General features: G+C 69.7%; 15 protein-coding genes. 6 read left to right on the top strand and 9 right to left on the bottom strand.

The annotated features are described in order from the left end of the window. Window positions 1–120: 120 nt before the first annotated feature. Window positions 121–1,074, bottom strand: coding sequence for an ROK family protein (locus DEI98_RS14510; protein WP_111101120.1), 954 nt, complete (start codon window positions 1,072–1,074; stop codon window positions 121–123). A 148-nt stretch (window positions 1,075–1,222) separates the two neighbouring features. Continuing rightward, window positions 1,223–1,954 carry a deoxyribose-phosphate aldolase gene (gene deoC / locus DEI98_RS14505; RefSeq protein ID WP_083404120.1) on the bottom strand — a complete coding sequence of 244 codons (732 nt, stop codon included), beginning with the start codon at window positions 1,952–1,954 and terminating at the stop codon, window positions 1,223–1,225. 43 nt (window positions 1,955–1,997) lie between these two features. Between deoC and DEI98_RS14500 the strand changes: the two genes are divergently transcribed. The 4 genes from DEI98_RS14500 to DEI98_RS14485 all read left to right on the top strand — a co-directional run bounded on the left by DEI98_RS14500 (window position 1,998) and on the right by DEI98_RS14485 (window position 6,162). Further along, window positions 1,998–3,530, top strand: a complete 1,533-nt coding sequence (locus tag DEI98_RS14500; protein WP_228513656.1) for an SDR family oxidoreductase — start codon at window positions 1,998–2,000, stop codon at window positions 3,528–3,530. Continuing rightward, window positions 3,527–4,111, top strand: coding sequence for a GDSL-type esterase/lipase family protein (locus DEI98_RS14495; RefSeq protein ID WP_071403838.1), 585 nt, complete (start codon window positions 3,527–3,529; stop codon window positions 4,109–4,111). The genes DEI98_RS14500 and DEI98_RS14495 overlap by 4 nt, the downstream gene beginning before the upstream one ends. Window positions 4,112–4,269: 158 nt before the next feature. Then, window positions 4,270–4,560 (top strand): DUF6804 family protein, encoded by a 291-nt coding sequence (locus tag DEI98_RS18940; RefSeq protein ID WP_051596789.1) that lies wholly within the window; start codon window positions 4,270–4,272, stop codon window positions 4,558–4,560. A gap of 48 nt (window positions 4,561–4,608) precedes the next feature. Further along, a complete protein-coding gene (locus tag DEI98_RS14485) occupies window positions 4,609–6,162 on the top strand; it encodes a stealth conserved region 3 domain-containing protein (RefSeq protein WP_071403837.1) in 1,554 nt (517 codons plus the stop codon). Between the two features lie 600 nt (window positions 6,163–6,762). On the opposite strand, the gene DEI98_RS14480 is transcribed toward DEI98_RS14485, so the two are convergent. From DEI98_RS14480 to DEI98_RS14460, 5 genes are all read right to left on the bottom strand, one after another. Continuing rightward, entirely contained in the window at window positions 6,763–7,722 is a 960-nt protein-coding gene (locus DEI98_RS14480; RefSeq protein ID WP_071403836.1) for a phosphodiesterase, read from the bottom strand. A 167-nt stretch (window positions 7,723–7,889) separates the two neighbouring features. Then, window positions 7,890–9,578, bottom strand: coding sequence for a ubiquinol-cytochrome c reductase cytochrome b subunit (locus tag DEI98_RS14475; RefSeq protein ID WP_071403835.1), 1,689 nt, complete (start codon window positions 9,576–9,578; stop codon window positions 7,890–7,892). Further along, the gene (locus DEI98_RS14470) at window positions 9,578–10,642 is read right to left on the bottom strand and encodes a ubiquinol-cytochrome c reductase iron-sulfur subunit (protein WP_027465615.1); all 1,065 of its coding nucleotides are present in this window, start codon (window positions 10,640–10,642) and stop codon (window positions 9,578–9,580) included. Before DEI98_RS14470 ends, DEI98_RS14475 begins: the two co-directional genes overlap by 1 nt. 33 nt (window positions 10,643–10,675) lie before the next feature. Beyond that, on the bottom strand, window positions 10,676–11,485 hold the full coding sequence (locus DEI98_RS14465) for a cytochrome c (RefSeq protein WP_071403834.1): 810 nt from the start codon (window positions 11,483–11,485) through the stop codon (window positions 10,676–10,678). Window positions 11,486–11,506: 21 nt separating this feature from the next. After that, complete coding sequence (locus DEI98_RS14460; RefSeq protein ID WP_027465617.1) at window positions 11,507–12,145, bottom strand: heme-copper oxidase subunit III; 639 nt, start codon at window positions 12,143–12,145, stop codon at window positions 11,507–11,509. A 70-nt stretch (window positions 12,146–12,215) separates the two neighbouring features. Here DEI98_RS14460 and trpD point away from each other — a divergent pair, with 70 nt between their 5' ends. Further along, window positions 12,216–13,271 carry an anthranilate phosphoribosyltransferase gene (trpD, locus tag DEI98_RS14455; protein ID WP_111101119.1) on the top strand — a complete coding sequence of 352 codons (1,056 nt, stop codon included), beginning with the start codon at window positions 12,216–12,218 and terminating at the stop codon, window positions 13,269–13,271. Between the two features lie 497 nt (window positions 13,272–13,768). Here trpD and glpK read toward each other — a convergent pair whose 3' ends face one another. Then, the gene (gene glpK / locus DEI98_RS14450) at window positions 13,769–15,280 is read right to left on the bottom strand and encodes a glycerol kinase GlpK (RefSeq protein WP_071403832.1); all 1,512 of its coding nucleotides are present in this window, start codon (window positions 15,278–15,280) and stop codon (window positions 13,769–13,771) included. Window positions 15,281–15,363: 83 nt separating this feature from the next. Beyond that, on the bottom strand, window positions 15,364–16,089 hold the full coding sequence (locus DEI98_RS14445; RefSeq protein WP_111039345.1) for an MIP/aquaporin family protein: 726 nt from the start codon (window positions 16,087–16,089) through the stop codon (window positions 15,364–15,366). Between the two features lie 315 nt (window positions 16,090–16,404). On the opposite strand from DEI98_RS14445, the gene dhaK reads away from it, so the two are divergent. Further along, complete coding sequence (gene dhaK / locus DEI98_RS14440) at window positions 16,405–17,406, top strand: dihydroxyacetone kinase subunit DhaK (protein WP_071403831.1); 1,002 nt, start codon at window positions 16,405–16,407, stop codon at window positions 17,404–17,406. Window positions 17,407–17,431: the final 25 nt, after the last annotated feature.

Below are 17,431 nucleotides of genomic sequence, written 5' to 3'. Positions count from 1 at the left end.
GCGGGCCCGCACCGCGCCTCCAGGCCGTCGCCGGTCACGTCCACGGCGTGGGCCACGTCGACGACGCGACCACCCGCGCCCGCGCGCCGGATCGGGCCCGGACGGACGGGACGCGCGCGTTCAGCGCAGGACGTCGGCGCGGTGCACGAGCGCCGCGGCACCGATGAGCGGACCGTCCTGGGACAACCCGGTCGGCACGATCTGCACCTTCGTGACGAACCCGAACTCGACACGCTCCGCCACGGCCTGCCGGGCGTACTCGAACAGGTCCGGGGTGACGTGCGAGAACCCGCCACCGATGGCGACGATCTCGAGGTCGACCAGGCTCGTGGCGGCGGCGATGGCCTGCCCGAGGGCACGGCCGCTCCGCTGGACCGCGGCGACGGCGATCTCGTCGCCCGCGGCGTAGGCGGCCGAGAGCTCCTCACCGGTCGTGCCCGCGAAGCCCTGACGACGTGCCCAGGCGACGGTCTTCGGGCCGCTGGCGATCGCCTCGAGGCAACCGGTGCCGCCGCAGGCGCAGGGGTCGTCGTAGCCGCCGCACTCGACGTGGCCGATGTGGCCGGCGTTGCCCGTCGGTCCGCTGACGGTGCGACCGTGCAGGATGAGCCCGCCGCCGACGCCGGTGGAGACGATCATGCCCATGACGTGCTCGGAGCCCTGGGCCGCGCCGACCCAGTGCTCGGCGAGGGTGATCGCCAGGCCGTCCATGCGGAGCGTCACCGGGACGTCGTCCGGCACGAGCGCCGCGATCCGGTCGCGCAGCGGGTGGCCACGCCAGACCGGCATGTTGAGCGGGGAGACGAGGCCGTGCTCCTCGTCGACCGGGCCGGCGGAACCGACGCCGACGCCGACGAGCGTCGCGTCGGCGGGCAGCGCGCCGAGCGCGGCCGTGACGACCTCGTCGACGGCGGCCTGTAGCTCGTCCGAGGTGCGCTGCGGCCCGGTGGGGCTGCGGAACCGGGTCGCCGGCAGCACGACGCCCTGGTCGGTGACGAGCGCGGCCTCGACCTTCGTGCCGCCGAGGTCGACGGCGAGAGCGAGGGCGGGGGACTGGGGTGCGGTGCTGGACATGCGCGCTCCGATGCGGCGGTCTGGAGGCACGGTGCGGGTCGCCGACGCGTCGTCGCGTCCGGTGGGCTCCGGCCTGGTCGTGGTGGGTCGTGCTGGGTGCGTGGGCTCAGCCCGGTGGGCTCAGCCGGGTCGGCTCAGCCCCGTGGGCTCAGTAGGACGTCGTGTCGTCGCCGAGCGCCGACGCGGCGCCCGTCTCGGCGCGGTGCGCGACCTCGTCGAGGATGCGGGCCGAGGCGCTCGTGCCGATGCGGTTCGCGCCCGCCTCGACCATCTCGAGCAGGGTGTCGAGCCCGCGGACGCCGCCGGAGGCCTTCACGCCGGTGTCGGCACCGACCGTGCGGCGCATCAGGGCGATGTGCTCGGCCGTCGCGCCACCGCCGGCGAACCCGGTCGAGGTCTTCACGAAGGCGGCGCCGGCGGTCTGTGCCGCACGCGAGGCCGCGACGATCTCGTCGTCGGTCAGGAACGCGGTCTCGAGGATCACCTTGACGACGGTGTCGCCGGCGGCGTCGACGACCGCGCGGACGTCCTGCTCGACGCGCTGCCAGTCGCCCGACTTCGCGGCGCCGATGTTCTGCACCATGTCGAGCTCGAACGCGCCGTCGGCCAGCGCCTGCAGCGACTCGGCGACCTTCGCCGCGGTGGACGTGGTGCCGTGCGGGAAGCCGATCACGGTGCCGACGCCGACGCCGGTGCCCGTGAGGCGCTCGACGGCGTGGGCGACGTCGCTCGGACGGACGCAGACGCTGAAGACGCGGTGGGCGGCGGCTTCGTCGAGCTGGGCGTCGACGTCCGCGCGGGTGAGTTCGGGCTTCAGGATCGCGTGGTCGATGAGGCCGCGGACGGCATCGACGGTGACGGGGAAGGCTGCGTTGTCCACCCGGCAAGCCTACCCGTCAGGCGTGCCGCGTAGCGTGCAGGGCATGCAGGTCCTCGTCACCGGCGCCACCGGGTACATCGGTGGTCGTCTCGTCCCTCGTCTCCTCGAAGCCGGCCACTCCGTCCGGGTGTTCGTGCGCAACCCCCGGAAGCTCCAGGACGTCCCGTGGAGCAGTGAGGTCGACGTCGCAGAGGGCGATCTCCAGGACGCCGAGGCGGTGCGCGCCGCCGTCGACGGGATCGAGGCGGTCTACTACCTGGCCCACGCGATGGGGGCCGACGGCGACTTCGAGTCGGCCGAGCGCGAGGCCGCCGAGACCATGGCGCGCGAGGCGAAGGCGGCCGGCGTCAGCCGGTTCGTCTACCTGGGCGGGCTGCACCCCGACGGCGAGCTGTCCAAGCACCTCCGCAGCCGCAAGGAGGTGGGGGAGATCCTCCTCGGCTCGGGCGTGCCGACGGTGGCGTACCAGGCCGGGGTCGTGATCGGCTCGGGCAGCACCTCGTTCGAGATGATCCGGCACCTGACCGACGTCCTGCCGTGGATGCCCGCGCCGCGCTGGGTCCGCAACCACATCCAGCCGATCGCGGTCCGCGACGTCCTGTACTACCTGGTGGCCGCGCTCGACGTCCCCGCCGACGTCAACCGCACCTTCGACATCGGCGGCCCCGACGTCCTGCGGTACGGCCAGATGCTGAACGGCTACGCGGTCGAGGCGAAGCTGCCCCAGCGCCCGATCACGGTCCTGCCGGTGCTCACCCCGCGCCTCGCCGCGCACTGGTTCAACGCCGTCACCCCGATCCCGCGCAAGCTCGCGACGCCGATCATCGAGTCGCTGCAGTTCGAGTGCGTGCAGCGCGAGCACGACATCGACGACGTCGTGCCGCAGCCCGAGGGCGGGCTCACCTCGTACCGTCGGGCCGTCCGCCTCGCGCTGAACAAGATGCGCAGCGGTCAGGTGCAGACGAGCTGGCGCAGCGCGACGCTCTCGAGCGCCTCGGCCGACCCGATGCCGAACGACCCCGACTGGGCCGGGCACACGGTCTACGTCGACGACCGGAAGCGGCACTCCAGTGCCTCCGCCGAGGACGTCTGGCGTGTCGTCGAGTCGATCGGCGGCGACAACGGCTGGTACTCGTTCCCCCTCGCCTGGGTCGCCCGCGGCTGGATGGACAAGATCGCCGGCGGCGTCGGCCTGAACCGCGGCCGGCGTGACCAGCAGCGCCTGGAGCAGGGCGACGCGCTCGACTGGTGGCGCGTCGAACGACTCGAGCGCGGCCGGTACCTGCGACTCCGAGCCGAGTTCAAGTCGCCCGGTCGTGCCTGGCTCGAGATGACCGTCACACCGAACCCCGACGGCGGCAGCGACTACCACCAGCGGGCCATCTACTTCCCGCAGGGGCTGGCCGGGCGGCTGTACTGGTACGGCATCCTGCCGTTCCACGGCATCATCTTCCCCGGTATGGTCGAGCGCATCACCGCCGCCGCCGAGCGGGAGTCCGACCACACCGGGTCCACGCAGCGCAACCGGACGCAGCAGACCGGGACCCCCGAGCCGGCGCACGAGGAGGCAGCATGACCGACGACCGCAGCCCCGTCCTCTTCCTGGGGGACAGCATCACCGAACAGGGCGACTGGGACACCTGGCTCCCCGACGAGCACACGCTGAACCAGGGCATCGGTGGCGACACGACCGACGGCGTGCTGACGCGCCTCGACGCCGTCGTCGCCGAACAGCCCGAGGTGATCGTGCTGCTCATCGGCACGAACGACTTCGGCAACCACCGCGCCAGCGCCGAGCACGTGGTCCGCAACGTCGAGACCATCCTGGTCACGCTCCGCCGCGAGCTGCCGGGCGTGCGCCTGCTGCTCGTGTCGATCCTGCCCCGGCAGGCCGAGTACGCCACGAAGATCGAGCAGGCCAACCGGCACCTCCGCCAGTTCGTCGCCACGTGCCACGCGCAGTACCTCGACGCCTGGCCCGCCCTGGCCGACGGCGACCACCTGGACGCCCGCTTCACCGAGGACGGCCTGCACCTGACCGAAGACGGCTACCGCGCGCTGGTCGGCGAGCTGGTGCCGGCGCTCGAGCGCGTCCGCGACCTGCCGCCGATGTCGCGGTCGATCCAGGCGATCGACCTCGACGGCTCCGCGGACTGATGGCCGCACGCAAGGGGCGGCCCCCGGTGGGGTCGTCCCAGCACGGCGTGCCCGCAGGGTCCCCTCGACCCGCAGGGCCCCCGCGACCCGCAGCCGCCGCACCGGCCAGCGGTGCCCGCACCACCCCGCCCTTCACCCGGCCCGCATTGGCGCCGTCGATGATCGCGGCGATCGTGCTGCTGGCCTGTGTCGCCATCGTCGACTCGTCGGGCTTCGTCTTCGCCCGCTGGGGCGTCACGGTGCTCGCGTTGATCGTGCTCGTCTTCAGCGTGCGCGGGAAGGTCTGGTGGGCCGCCCTGCTCATGGCCGCCGTCGCCGTCTGCTGGAACCCGCTCGTCACGGTGCCGATCCCCGGACAGGTGTGGGCGGCACTGCAGCTGGTGGCCGCCGCGCTGTTCATCGTGGTGGGCATCGTGGTCAAGGTGCCCCGCGAGTCGGACGGACGGTAGGATCGGCAGGTCGGGTACAGGACCCGACCGCACACCCGAAGGGCATGGATGAACGACGAGACCGAGCCGGTGACCGAGAGTCCTCTGCTGAACCCTCGACCGTCCTCCGGCGGTCTCGACCGGTCCGACGTCGTCGTCCGCAAGGGGCGACTGACCCTGATCAACGGACACCTCACGCCGCAGCAGTCGATGATCGAGGACCTGCTGTTCCTCGACGACGCACTCACCGCGGCTGACGTCGACCACCTGCTCATCCGCGGCAACGACCAGCGCCCGGTGATCGCCCTCGACGAGCGTGACCGCCAGCGCGCCGAGAGCGCCGTGATGTCCGCAGCCGTCAACGAGCCCTTCTACGCGAAGCCCCCGGGCAAGCCGGCCGTGCTCGTGCAGGACGACGGACTCGGCTCCGTCGAGGAACCCGTGCTCCGCGTGTTCCGCCCGCGGCTCGAGCCGCTCGGACGCCTGCGCTACGGCGCCGAGACGAGCGTCCAGCTCGAGTTCTGGCGCGTCACCGACATCGAGGTCCTCGCACCTGTCGAGAACGCCCTGATGCGTCGCAGTCTGCCGATCGACGAGTTCGTCCTCGTCGACATCGAGCGCTACGGCCGCACCTGGCGCACCGTCGAGCACATGTTCGACGATCATGTGTCGGACATCCGGTTCCCGATCGACATCGTCTTCTCGTGGGTCGACGGCAACGCGATCGAGTACCAGCGCGCCCGCCAGGCCGCACAGTCGAACGCGGTCCTGGGCGAGGGCGACGACGCCCCGGCCCGCTTCCGCCAGATCGACGAGCTGAAGTACGCGCTCCGCTCGGTGCACACCTTCGCGCCGTGGATCCGCCAGATCTACATCGCGACGGACTCCCCGGCGCCGCACTGGCTCGCCGAGCACCCGAAGGTCCGCATCGTCCGCAGCGAGGAGTTCTTCGCCGACCCCTCCGTGCTGCCGACGCACAACTCGCAGGCCGTCGAGTCGCAGCTGCACCACATCCCGGGCATCAGCGAGCACTTCATCTACTCGAACGACGACATGTTCTTCGGACGCCTCGTCGACCCCTCGGTGTTCTACAGCCCGGGATCGGTCACGAAGTTCATCCTCGCGTCGACCCGGATCGGCCTCGGCTCCAACAACCCGGCACGCAGCGGTTTCGAGAACTCCGCCCGCGTGAACCGTCGCCTGCTGCAGCAGCGCTTCGGTGCGGTGACGACCCGGCACCTCGAGCACGCGCCGACGCCCCTGCGCGCCTCGATCATGACCGAGATGGAGCACGAGTTCGCCGACGAGTTCGCGGCCACTGCGGCCTCACGCTTCCGCGCCGCCGACAACATCTCGGTGACGAACTCGCTGTACCACTACTACTCGCTGCTCACCGGTCGGGCGATCATCCAGGAGAACGCGGCCGTCGGGTACATCGACACGACCATGGTCTCCGGACTCAAGGCCCTCGACGAGCTGCTGAAGAAGCGGAACGTGGACTTCTTCTGCCTCAACGACGGCAGCTTCCCCGAGGTCAGCGACGAAGAGCGCACGCAGCGCGTCACGGGCTTCCTGGAGCGCTACTTCCCGTTCCCCGCGCCGTGGGAGCGTCCCAGCGCTTAGGACGCGCCAGCGGCCTGCTGGGAGCGCCCCAGCGCTTAGGACGCGCCAGCGGCCTGCTGGGAGCGTCCCAGCGCTCAGGACGCGCCAGCGGCCTGCTGGGAGCGTCCCAGCGCTCAGGACGCGCCAGCGGCCTGCTGGGGCGCTCCGGGCGAGCCTGCGAGCCCGGTGCCGGAACCCAGCCACGTGGTTCCGGCGCACCCACACGCTCCACCGGTCACGACACCCCGCCACCCCCACGCCGACCGGTCACAGCCCGTCGCCTGCGCCGCCCACAGCCGACGGAACATGACCACGCGACACAGCACCCGCGGTGAGTCGCGACCACCCCGCGGGCCGGGAGGCGCAAGTCGACCCCGCCACGGGCCTCCCGACCGTCGGGCGTGCCGTCGGGACGTACACGACGCCGCGCGGTCAAGACACCCCGTTGACTGCCCGCCGAGCGGTCACAAACTGTTGATTGCCGAGCCGCCAGCCGACGGAACGTGACCACTCGCCGCGCACTGACGGGGAGTCGTGACCGCACGCGCCCACGCTTGGTGAGCAGAAGAGGTCGGGTCCGCATGGCGGACCCGACCTCTTCTGCACTCGAAGTGCGCGGGGCTACCGGTGGATGGGGGAGACAGGCACCGAGTCGAGCGTGAACACCGGGATGCTCGAGGTCACCGGTGCCGGCTCGACGGCCGCGGGGATCGTCACGCCGTGCGCCGCGAGCTTCGCCTCGGTCTCGAGCGCGGAGACGGGCTGTCCGACGGTGGCGTAGTGCCCGATCGGCACGACCGAGTGCACGACGTTGTGGCCGTAGACGTGCACGAGGTTGAACGACTGCGCACCGTCTCGTCCGCGGGTGCCGCCCTGGAACTCGGTGAGGTCCTGGGTGTAGCAGGTGGCGCTGGCGACGGAAACCGGGATGCCGGCGAACACCGCACTGGTGGAGTAGTGCAGGTGCCCGGCGATGATGGCGAGGACGTCACTGCCCTCGACGACCTCGGCCAGGGCCTGCTGGTCGCGGAGCTCGACGAGGACGGTGAGGTCCTGGACACTCGGCACCGGCGGGTGGTGCATCGCGAGGATGGTGCCGTGCGGCGCGGCCTCGGACAGGACCTCGGCGAGCCAGTCGAGCTGCTCGGGGGAGACCTCACCGTGGTGGTGACCCGGCACGCTCGTGTCCAGGGTGATCACGCGGAGACCGTTGACGTCGTAGACGAAGTCGACCGGGCGGTCGGTGGGCTGCAGGCCGAAGAGCTCCTGGCGGAAGGCACCGCGCTCGTCGTGGTTGCCCATGGCCCAGATGACCTGTGCACCGATGCGCTGCGCGGCCGGTTCGAGGATCTCGCGGACGCGGGCGTACGCTCCCGGCTCGCCCTTGTCGGCTACGTCGCCGGTGACGACGATCGCTTCGGGACGCGTGCCCGAGGCTTCGATGTCCGCGACGATCTGCGTGAGCCGAGCGGCGGAGTCGACGGCGCCGTACAGGTTGCGGTCCCCGGAGACGAGGTGCGTGTCGCTGAGGTGGAGGAGGAAGTGGTTCGGCCTGGGGTGTTCGGCCGTCCGGCTGTCCATCGGGGTCTCATTCCGTTGGCGGATGCGTGGTGCAACACGTTGCCACACCGTCCTGGACGAGTCCAGCACGCGAGAGTGAACCAGCCGTGAACTGGGGGCGGCGTTTCGCGGTGTGGACGAAGAAACCCCCGCCACTTCGTGACGGGGGTTGCTTCGTGCGCTACCGATCAGTGATCGCCGGGGCCGACCTGGGGAGCCTGGTGTCCACCCTCGAGGTTCGGGCCGTGGTGCGCGGCGTGTGCTGCCTCGAGTTCTGCCTTCGAGACCGGCTCGATGCGGTCTTCGAAGAAGAAGCGGGAGACGCCGGCGCGGACCTTCTGCAGACCCGTGATCTTGCCCTTGGCGTTCGGGCGGATCATCAGCGGCTTGTACTCGTTGAACTGCAGGAGCTTCCAGCGCTCGTACTCGTCGAGCTGCTCGTGCACCTCGATGTACTCGCCGTGGGGGAGTCGGACGATGCGGCCCGACTCGTAGCCGTGCAGGACGATCTCGCGGTCCTTCTTCTGGAGGGCGAGGCAGACACGCTTCGTGATCCAGAAGGCGATGAACGGACCGAGGACCGTTGTTGCCTGGATCACGTGGATCACGTGTTCGATCGACACCAGGAAGTGCGTCGCGATGATGTCCGACGAGGCCGCCGCCCAGAGGCTGGCGTAGAGCGTGATGCCAGCGGCACCGAACGCCGTGCGCGTCGGGGCGTTGCGCGGGCGGTCGAGGATGTGGTGCTCACGCTTGTCGCCCGTGACCCACGCCTCGATGAAGGGGTAGAGCAGGATCGCCAGGATGAGCAGCACCAGGACCGCGATCGGCGCCAGGATGTTGAACGACACCGTGTAGCCGAACCACACGACCTCCCAGTGCGGCGGGACCAGTCGGAGCGCGCCGTCGGCGAAGCCGATGTACCAGTCGGGCTGGGTACCGGCGGAAACCGGGGAGGGGTCGTACGGGCCGTAGTTCCAGATCGGGTTGATCGTGAACAGCGACGCGATGAGGGCCAGGATGCCCGCGACGATGAAGAAGAACCCACCGGCCTTCGCGGCGAACGCCGGGAGGATCGGGACACCGACGACGTTCTCGTTGGTCTTGCCCGGACCGGCGAACTGCGTGTGCTTGTTGATCACGACGAGCACGAGGTGGACACCGAGCACCGCGACGAGGATCGCCGGCAGCAGCAGGATGTGCAGCGTGTACAGGCGGCCGACGATGTCGGTCCCCGGGAACTCGCCACCGAACAGCAGGTAGGCGATCCACACGCCGATCACCGGGACACCCTCGATCATGCCGACGATGATCCGCAGACCGTTTCCGGAGAGCAGGTCGTCGGGGAGCGAGTAGCCGGTGAAGCCCTCGGCCATGGCGAGGACCCAGAGCAGGAAGCCGAAGACCCAGTTGAGCTCACGCGGCTTGCGGAAGGCACCGGTGAAGAACACGCGGGCCATGTGCAGCATGATCGACGCCACGAACAGCAGGGCCGCCCAGTGGTGCACCTGGCGGACGAAGAGCCCGCCGCGGATGTCGAACGAGATGTCGAGCGTGGACTGCAGGGCCGTCGACATCGCCACGCCCTTGAGCGGGACGTACGAGCCGTTGTAGACGACCTCGGTCATGGACGCCTGGAAGAAGAACGTCAGGAAGGTCCCGGAGAGCAGCACGACGACGAAGCTGTACAGCGCCACCTCGCCGAGCATGAAGCTCCAGTGGTCCGGGAAGATCTTGCGGCCGACTTCCTTGACGAGGCCCGAGATGCTGGTGCGCTCGTCGATGTAGTTGGCGACCCCGCCGATGATGCGGGATCCGCGCTCCGGCGCCGGCTTGTTCGTCGACGTGTTCGGTGCGGTGGTGGTGGTGCTGGTCATCAGCGTTCACGCTCCCAGAAGGACGGTCCGACCGGCTCGTGGAAGTCGCTCTGGGCAACCAGGTAGCCGTCGTCGTCGATCGCGATCGGAAGTTGGGGGAGGGGGCGTGCTGCCGGACCGAAGATGACCTCGCAGTTGTTCGAGACATCGAAGGTGGACTGGTGGCACGGGCACAGCAGGTGGTGCGTCTGCTGTTCGTAGAGCGCGACGGGGCAACCGACGTGGGTGCAGATCTTGGAGTACGCGACGATGCCGTCGTAGCCCCAGTTCTCGTGGCCCTTGGACGGGTTGAGGTCCTTCGGGTCGAGGCGCATGAGGAGGACGGAGGCCTTCGCCTTCTCCTCCAGCATGTGCTCGGACTCGAGCATGCCCTCGGGGATGACGTGGAACACCGAACCGATGGTGACGTCGGAGGCCTTGATCGGCAGACCCGTCGGGTCCTTCGTCAGGCGCAGGCCCTGCTTCCAGAAGGTGTGGCGGAGCAGCTCGTTGGGGTCCTCGGCGGGAGCGAGGTCACGGACCAGGACGATGCCGGGGAGCGGGAACGCGGCCAGGGCACCGATCATCGAGTTGCGGATCAGCTTGCGACGGCTGAAGCCGGACTCCTTGTCGGCGAGCTGGAACGCCTCGACCGCCTTGGCGCGAGTCGCGTCGGTGCCGCGGGTGCCGTGGCGGAGCTCGGTGATCTCACGGTCGACGACCAGGGACTTCGACCAGTAGACGGCGCCCAGGCCGAGGGCGAGGAGCGCGAGGGCGATCGACAGGCCCAGGAAGAGGTTCGCGGTGCGGACCGTGCCGAAGTCGCTCGGGTCGATCGGGAAGGCGACGTACGCCGCGATCGACAGGACGCTGCCGACGATCGACAGGTAGAAGTACGCGGCGACCTGGCGCTCGGCCAGACGCTGCTTCTTCGGGTCGACGTCGGTGCGACGCGGGCGGTGCGGCGGCTCGCCCGGGTTCTCGAACGGGTCGACGGGGAGGACCGCGATCCCGGGGGAGGTGGTCGTGCCGTGCTTCTCGACAGCCGAGGACGAGTTCAGCGTCTCGTCGTCGTGCTCTGCCATGGTGTTCCCTTCAGTGTCGTTCGACACGGACGATCAGTTGGACTTCGCGGTCAGCCAGACAGTCATCGCGACGACCGCGCCGAGTCCGAAGATCCAGATGAACAGACCCTCGGCGACCGGCCCCAGGGAGCCGAGTGCGAAGCCACCGGGGGACTTGTTGTCCTGCACGTACTTGAGGTACGTGATGATGTCGGCCTTCTGCTCCGGCGTCAGGTTCAGGTCGTTGAAGACCGGCATGTTCTGCGGGCCGGTGAGCATGGCCTCGTAGATGTGCTTGCCGGAGACCGTCTCGAGGTTCGGGGCGTACTTGCCCTCGGTCAGCGCACCGCCGGCGCCAGCCACGTTGTGGCACATGGCGCAGTTGATGCGGAACAGCTCGGCGCCTTCGGCGGCGTCGCCGTCCTCACCGTTGGTGAGCTCGGTGGACGGGACCGACGGGCCGGGGCCGAGGGAGGCGACGTACTGCGCGAGTGCGTCGACCTGCTCGTCCGTGAACTGCGCGGGCTTCTCTTCGGCCTGCGGGCCCTGAGCGGCCATCGGCATGCGGCCGGTGCCGACCTGGAAGTCGACCGACGCGGCCCCGACACCGATCAGGGACGGGCCCTCGCTCGTGCCCTGCGCGGAGAGACCGTGGCAGGTGGCGCAGTTCGAGGCGAAGAGCTTCTCGCCCTCGTTCACCTGCGACTGGCTCGAGGCGGCGACGGTGTTCGTGCTGTCGTCGGCGTTCGCCGTGGAGCTGAACAGTGCGTACGCGCCACCGGTGGTCATGAGACCCACGACGATGAGCGACACGGTCGCCATCGGTGAACGGCGGCCCTTCTTGGACTTGGTTCTGTTGAACATGTGCTGGGGGGTGTCCAGTTCCTACTTGAGAAGGTAGATGACGGCGAAGAGGAAGATCCACACGACGTCGACGAAGTGCCAGTAGTACGACACGACGATGGCGGTGGTCGCTTCCTTGTGGCCGAAGTTCTTGGCGGCGAAACCGCGGCCGAGCGTCAGCAGGAAGGCGATGAGGCCACCGGTCACGTGGAGCCCGTGGAACCCGGTGGTCATGTAGAACGCCGAGCCGTATGCGCTGGAGGAGAGCGTCACGCCCTCGTGCCAGAGGTTGGCGTACTCGAAGATCTGGCCGCAGACGAAGATCGCACCCATCGCGTAGGTGACGAAGAACCACTCCGTCATGCCCCAGTGGCGCGGGTTCCAGCTCGTCCGGTGCACCTGGAAGCGCTCCGCGGCGAACACGGCGAACTGGCAGGCGAAGCTGGACAGCACCAGGATGATCGTGTTCACGGAGGCGAAGGGCACCTCGAGCTTCGCGGTCTCGGTCGCCCAGAGCTCAGGGGACGTGCTGCGGAGCGTGAAGTAGATCGCGAACAGGCCGGCGAAGAACATGACCTCGCTGCCCAGCCACACGATCGTCCCCACGGCCACGGCGTTCGGCCTGTTGAGGGCCGGACCGCTGGCTGATCTGGAGAGAGAGGTGCTAGTCACGTCCTCCATTATGGCCGAAACCCCCGACAGTGTTTTCGCAGGAGACTGGCGGGTCTCTCGAATTCACTACGATCGAGCCATGCCTGACGCACTTTCTTGGCCAGCAGTGATCAGCGCGCTCATGGCGCGCGAGGACCTGACGATCAGGCAATCCACATGGGCCATGGAGGAGATCGTGCACGGGCGCGCCACCCAGGCACAGATCGCAGCCTTCGCCGTGACGCTCCGCGCGAAGGGCGAGACCGTCGACGAGGTCGTCGGGTTCCGCGACGCGATCCTGGACGCCGCTGTTCCGCTCGACGTCGATCCGATGGCGCTCGACATCGTCGGCACCGGCGGCGACGTGGTCGGCACCGTGAACATCTCGACCATGGCGGCCATCGTGATCGCCGCCGCCGGGGTCCCCGTCGTCAAGCACGGCAACAAGGCAAGCTCGTCGAAGTCCGGGTCGAGCGACGTGCTCGCCGCCCTCGGACTCGATCTCACGATGGACGCCGCGCGTGTCGCGGACACCTTCCGGCGTGTCGGGCTGACCTTCGCCTTCGCCAACGCGTTCCACCCCGGTTTCGCCCACGCAGGCCCGGTCCGGCGCGAGATCGGCGTGCCGACGGTGTTCAACTTCCTCGGCCCGCTGGTCAACCCCGCACGGTGCGAGGCCAACGCCGTGGGGGTCGCCCAGCTCGACCTCGTCCCGATCATCACGGGTGTGTTCCAGACGCGCGGCGCGACGGCCCTCGTGTTCCGCGGCGACGACGGACTCGACGAGCTGACCACCACCGGGCACAGCCACATCTGGGAGGTCACCGGGGGCCGCGTGACCGAGCACGACCTCGACCCGCGGGACCTCGGCATCGCCCGGGCACACACGGAGGACCTGCTCGGCGGCGACCCCGAGCACAACGCCGGCATCGTCCACCGGGTTCTCGCGGGGGAGACCGGACCCGTCCGCGACATCGTCCTGCTGAACGCCGCGGCCGGCCTCGTCTCGTTCCGGCTGGCACAGGACCCGAACGAGTCCGACCGGCCGATCCTGCAGCGCTTCCGCGAGCAGCTGGTCGTCGCCGCCGAGGCGGTCGACTCGGGCGCCGGTGCGCGCAAACTGGCTGATTGGGTCGGCGCAGCTCCCGCCGCGTAGTCCACGCCGACCCCGCGCACCGTGCGCGGTGCGTCACCCGGTGCGAGCCTGACAGCCCGGTGCTGCGCCACGAGCGCGCACCCGGCAGTCACTGCTGCACCCGGCGAACAAACCCGCACCGTGCCGTGTCGACAACCCCGTGCCGGACCGGAGGGCCGTGGCGGGCCCGCCCCGCGCCTCCAGTCCGCACCGTGCGCGGTCCGCGATCCCGTGCCACCCCAGCGCGAGCCGCACCGTGCGCGGTGCGTCACTCGGTGCGAGCCTGACGGCTCGGTGCTGCGCCACGGGCGCGCACCAGGCGGTCAGCGCTGCACCCGGTGAACAAACCCGCACCGTGCCGTGTCGGCAACCGCCCGACCACCGCACCAACCGACCGGCCGACCGCGACCCACCCGCAGGAGACGCAACGCACAGGAGGCCCGGTGCCGGTTCCTGGAACCGGCACCGGGCCTCCCGTCGGTGCGTTCAGTGCACGCGGTCAGCGTGCGCGTGCTTCGTTACTGCACGTCCTCGTCGACCCAGTCGAAGGTCTTCGTGACGGCCTTCTTCCACAGGCGGAGCGTGCGCTCGCGCTCGGCGGCGTCGAGCTGCGGCTCCCAGCGCTTGTCCTCCTGCCAGTTGGCACGGAGCTCGTCGAGGTTGGCCCAGAAGCCGACCGCGAGACCAGCGGCGTAGGCCGCACCGAGCGCCGTCGTCTCCGCGACGACCGGACGGACGACCGGCACGTTGAGCATGTCGGCCTGGAACTGCATGAGCTCGCTGTTGGCGGTCATGCCGCCGTCGACCTTGAGCTCGGTCAGGTCCACACCGGAGTCGGCGTTGACCGCGTCGAGCACCTCGCGGGTCTGCAGGGCCGTCGCCTCGAGGGCGGCACGCGCGATGTGGCCCTTGTTGACGAAGCGGGTGAGGCCGACGATCGCACCGCGGGCGTCCGGACGCCAGTACGGCGCGAAGAGCCCGGAGAACGCCGGCACGAAGTACACGCCGCCGTTGTCCTCGACGGTCTTGGCCAGCGCCTCGACCTCCGGGGCACTGCCGATCAGACCGAGGTTGTCGCGGAGCCACTGGATGAGCGAGCCCGTGACGGCGATCGAACCCTCGAGGGCGTAGTGCGTCTCCTGGTCGCCGAGCTTGTAGCCGACGGTGGTGAGCAGGCCGTTCTCGGAGCGGACGATCTCGGTACCGGTGTTGAAGATCAGGAAGTTGCCGGTGCCGTAGGTGTTCTTCGACTCGCCCTGGTCGAACGCGGCCTGACCGAAGGTCGCGGCCTGCTGGTCGCCGAGGATGCCGGCGATCGGGACCTCGCGCAGCAGGCTCGAGGACTCGACGTGGCCGTAGACCTCGGAGGAGCTGACGATCTCGGGGAGCATCGACTTCGGCACGCCGAAGTCGGCGAGGATGTCGTCGCGCCACTGCAGCGTCTCGAGGTCCATGAACAGCGTGCGGGACGCGTTCGTGACGTCGGTCTTGTGCACGCCGCCGTCGATGCCACCGGTCAGGTTCCAGAGGACCCAGGTGTCGGTGGTGCCGAAGAGCAGGTCGCCCGCCTCGGCCTTCTCACGCGCACCCTCGACGTTCTCGAGGATCCACATGATCTTGGTGCCGGCGAAGTAGGTCGCGAGCGGCAGGCCGACGATGGCCTTGTACTTGTCGGTGTCGCCGTCGGCGAGCTTGTCGACGAGCGCCTGCGTGCGGGTGTCCTGCCAGACGATCGCGTTGTAGATCGGCTTGCCGGTGGTCTTGTCCCAGACGACGGCGGTCTCGCGCTGGTTGGTGATGCCGACGGCTGCGACGTCGTGGCGCGTGATGTCGGCACGCGACAGTGCCTGACCGATCACCTCGCGGGTGTTGTCCCAGATCTCGGCGGGGTCGTGCTCGACCCACCCGGCACGCGGGAAGATCTGCTCGTGTTCCTTCTGCCCGGTCGAGATGATCGAACCGGAGTGGTCGAACACGATTGCTCGGGTCGAGGTCGTGCCCTGGTCGATGGCGACGATGTAGTCGGCCATTGGTGCTCCTTACGGGTGTGTTCGGTGCGGGTGCGTGTTCGGTCGTGTGGAACGGCCGGTCACGCCTTCGGGGTGGGGGTGGGTCAGCTGACGATGGGCAGCAGGGCGTAGGACAGCCCGGCGGCGAGGGCGCCACCGATCAGCGGTCCGACGACCGGCACCCAGGCGTAGGCCCAGTCGCTCGAGCCCTTGCCCTTGATGGGCAGGAAGGCGTGCGCGATGCGGGGGCCGAGGTCACGGGCGGGGTTGATGGCGTAGCCGGTGGGGCCACCGAGGCTGACACCGATCGCGATCACGAGGAAGGCGACGGGGATCGCGCCGAGCGATGCCGGCGTTTGACCGTTCGAGAACGCGATGACGACGAAGACCAGCACGAAGGTGCCGATGATCTCCGTGACGAGGTTCCAGCCGTACGACCGGATCGCGGGGCCGGTCGAGAAGACGCCGAGCTTGGCGGCCGCGTCGGGCTCCTCGTCGAAGTGCTGCTTGTAGGCGAGCCAGACGATGACCGCACCGATGATCGCGCCGATCAGCTGGGCGAGCCAGAACAGGAACATCTCGCCGACGGTGATGTTGCCGAGGATCGCCTGCGCGAGGCTGACCGCGGGGTTGAGCTGTCCGCCGGACTTGTAGGACACGGTGACACCGGCGAAGACCGCGAAGCCCCAGCCGATCGTGACCATCAGGAACCCGGCTCCGAAGCCCTTCGACTTCGCCAGCGACACGGCGGCGACGACGCCGCCACCCAGGATGATGAGCATCGCCGTACCGACGAGCTCGGACAGGAACTTGACGCCGATGTCGTCCATCGGTGACCTCCAGTGCGTGAGGTGGGGGTCCGGCCGTGCTGCGCCGCACTCCCCGTTGAGTGATTGAGGCCAACCATAGTGACGACGCTCACGGCCGGGCGATGAATTCGTGAGCGAAGTGCGGCATCGTGCACGAACGTGCAGGACGAGTGTCCCCTGCACGATCCCGAGCCGGTGGCGCGTCCTCGACGTACTGCACGAACGTGCATCGACAGCGGACGGCCGCTCGTGCCGTCGATGTAGATTGGGCCCACTCCGGTCGACGACGCGCGGTGTGACCGCCACGGTTCGACCCCGTACCCGTGGAGGCACCGCATGAAGAAGCTCATCAACGACCCGCAGGCCGTGGTCGAGGAGACCGTCCGGGGCTTCGCCCGGGCACACGCCGGACACGTCGTCCTGGTCGAGGACCCGATCCACCTGCACCGCGCTGACGCACCCGTCGCCGGCAAGGTCGGGATCGTCAGCGGCGGTGGCAGCGGGCACGAACCGCTGCACGCCGGCTTCGTCGGGTACGGCATGCTCGACGCCGCGGTGCCCGGCCCGGTGTTCACGAGCCCGACGCCCGACCCGATCGTCGCCGCGACGAAGGCCGTCGACGGCGGAGCGGGCGTGCTGCACATCGTGAAGAACTACACCGGCGACGTGCTCAACTTCGAGACGGCGGCAGAGCTCGCGGCGATGGACGACGTCCGCGTCGAGTCCGTCGTGGTGGACGACGACGTCGCGGTGCAGGACTCCCTGTTCACCGCCGGCCGGCGCGGTGTCGCCGGGACCGTCGTGGTGGAGAAGTGCGCCGGCGCCGCCGCCGAGCGCGGGGACGACCTGGACGCGGTCGCTGCCGTGGCCCGGCACGTCAACGACGTCACGCGGTCGATGGGGCTCGCGCTGGCGTCGGGCACCGTCCCGCACGCGGGGGAGCCGTCGTTCGTGCTGGCCGACGACGAGGTCGAGCTCGGCATCGGCATCCACGGCGAGCCCGGCCGCGAGCGGATCGCGATGGCACCGGCGGACGAGCTGGTCGACCGCGTGCTCGAACCGATCCTGACCGACCTCGACGCACCGGCCGGTTCGTCGCTGCTGCTCCTGGTGAACGGCATGGGCGGCACCCCGCTGTCCGAGCTCTACATCGCCTACCGACGCGCCGCCGAGGTCCTCTCGGACCGCGGCCACCAGGTCACGCGTAGTTTGGTCGGCGACTACGTCACGTCCCTCGAGATGCAGGGGTTCTCGCTCACCGTCACGGTGCTCGACGACGAACTCACGGCCCTCTGGGACGCCCCGGTGGAGACCCCGGCCCTGCGCTGGGGACGCTGACCGACCGCGAGAGCGACTGCGACTG

The sequence above is a fragment of the Curtobacterium sp. MCLR17_034 genome (genome assembly GCF_003234485.1).
GTDB lineage: Bacteria > Actinomycetota > Actinomycetes > Actinomycetales > Microbacteriaceae > Curtobacterium > Curtobacterium flaccumfaciens.
Note: the sequence above shows the minus strand (reverse complement) of the source record. Positions and strands in the feature narration are given on the sequence as shown.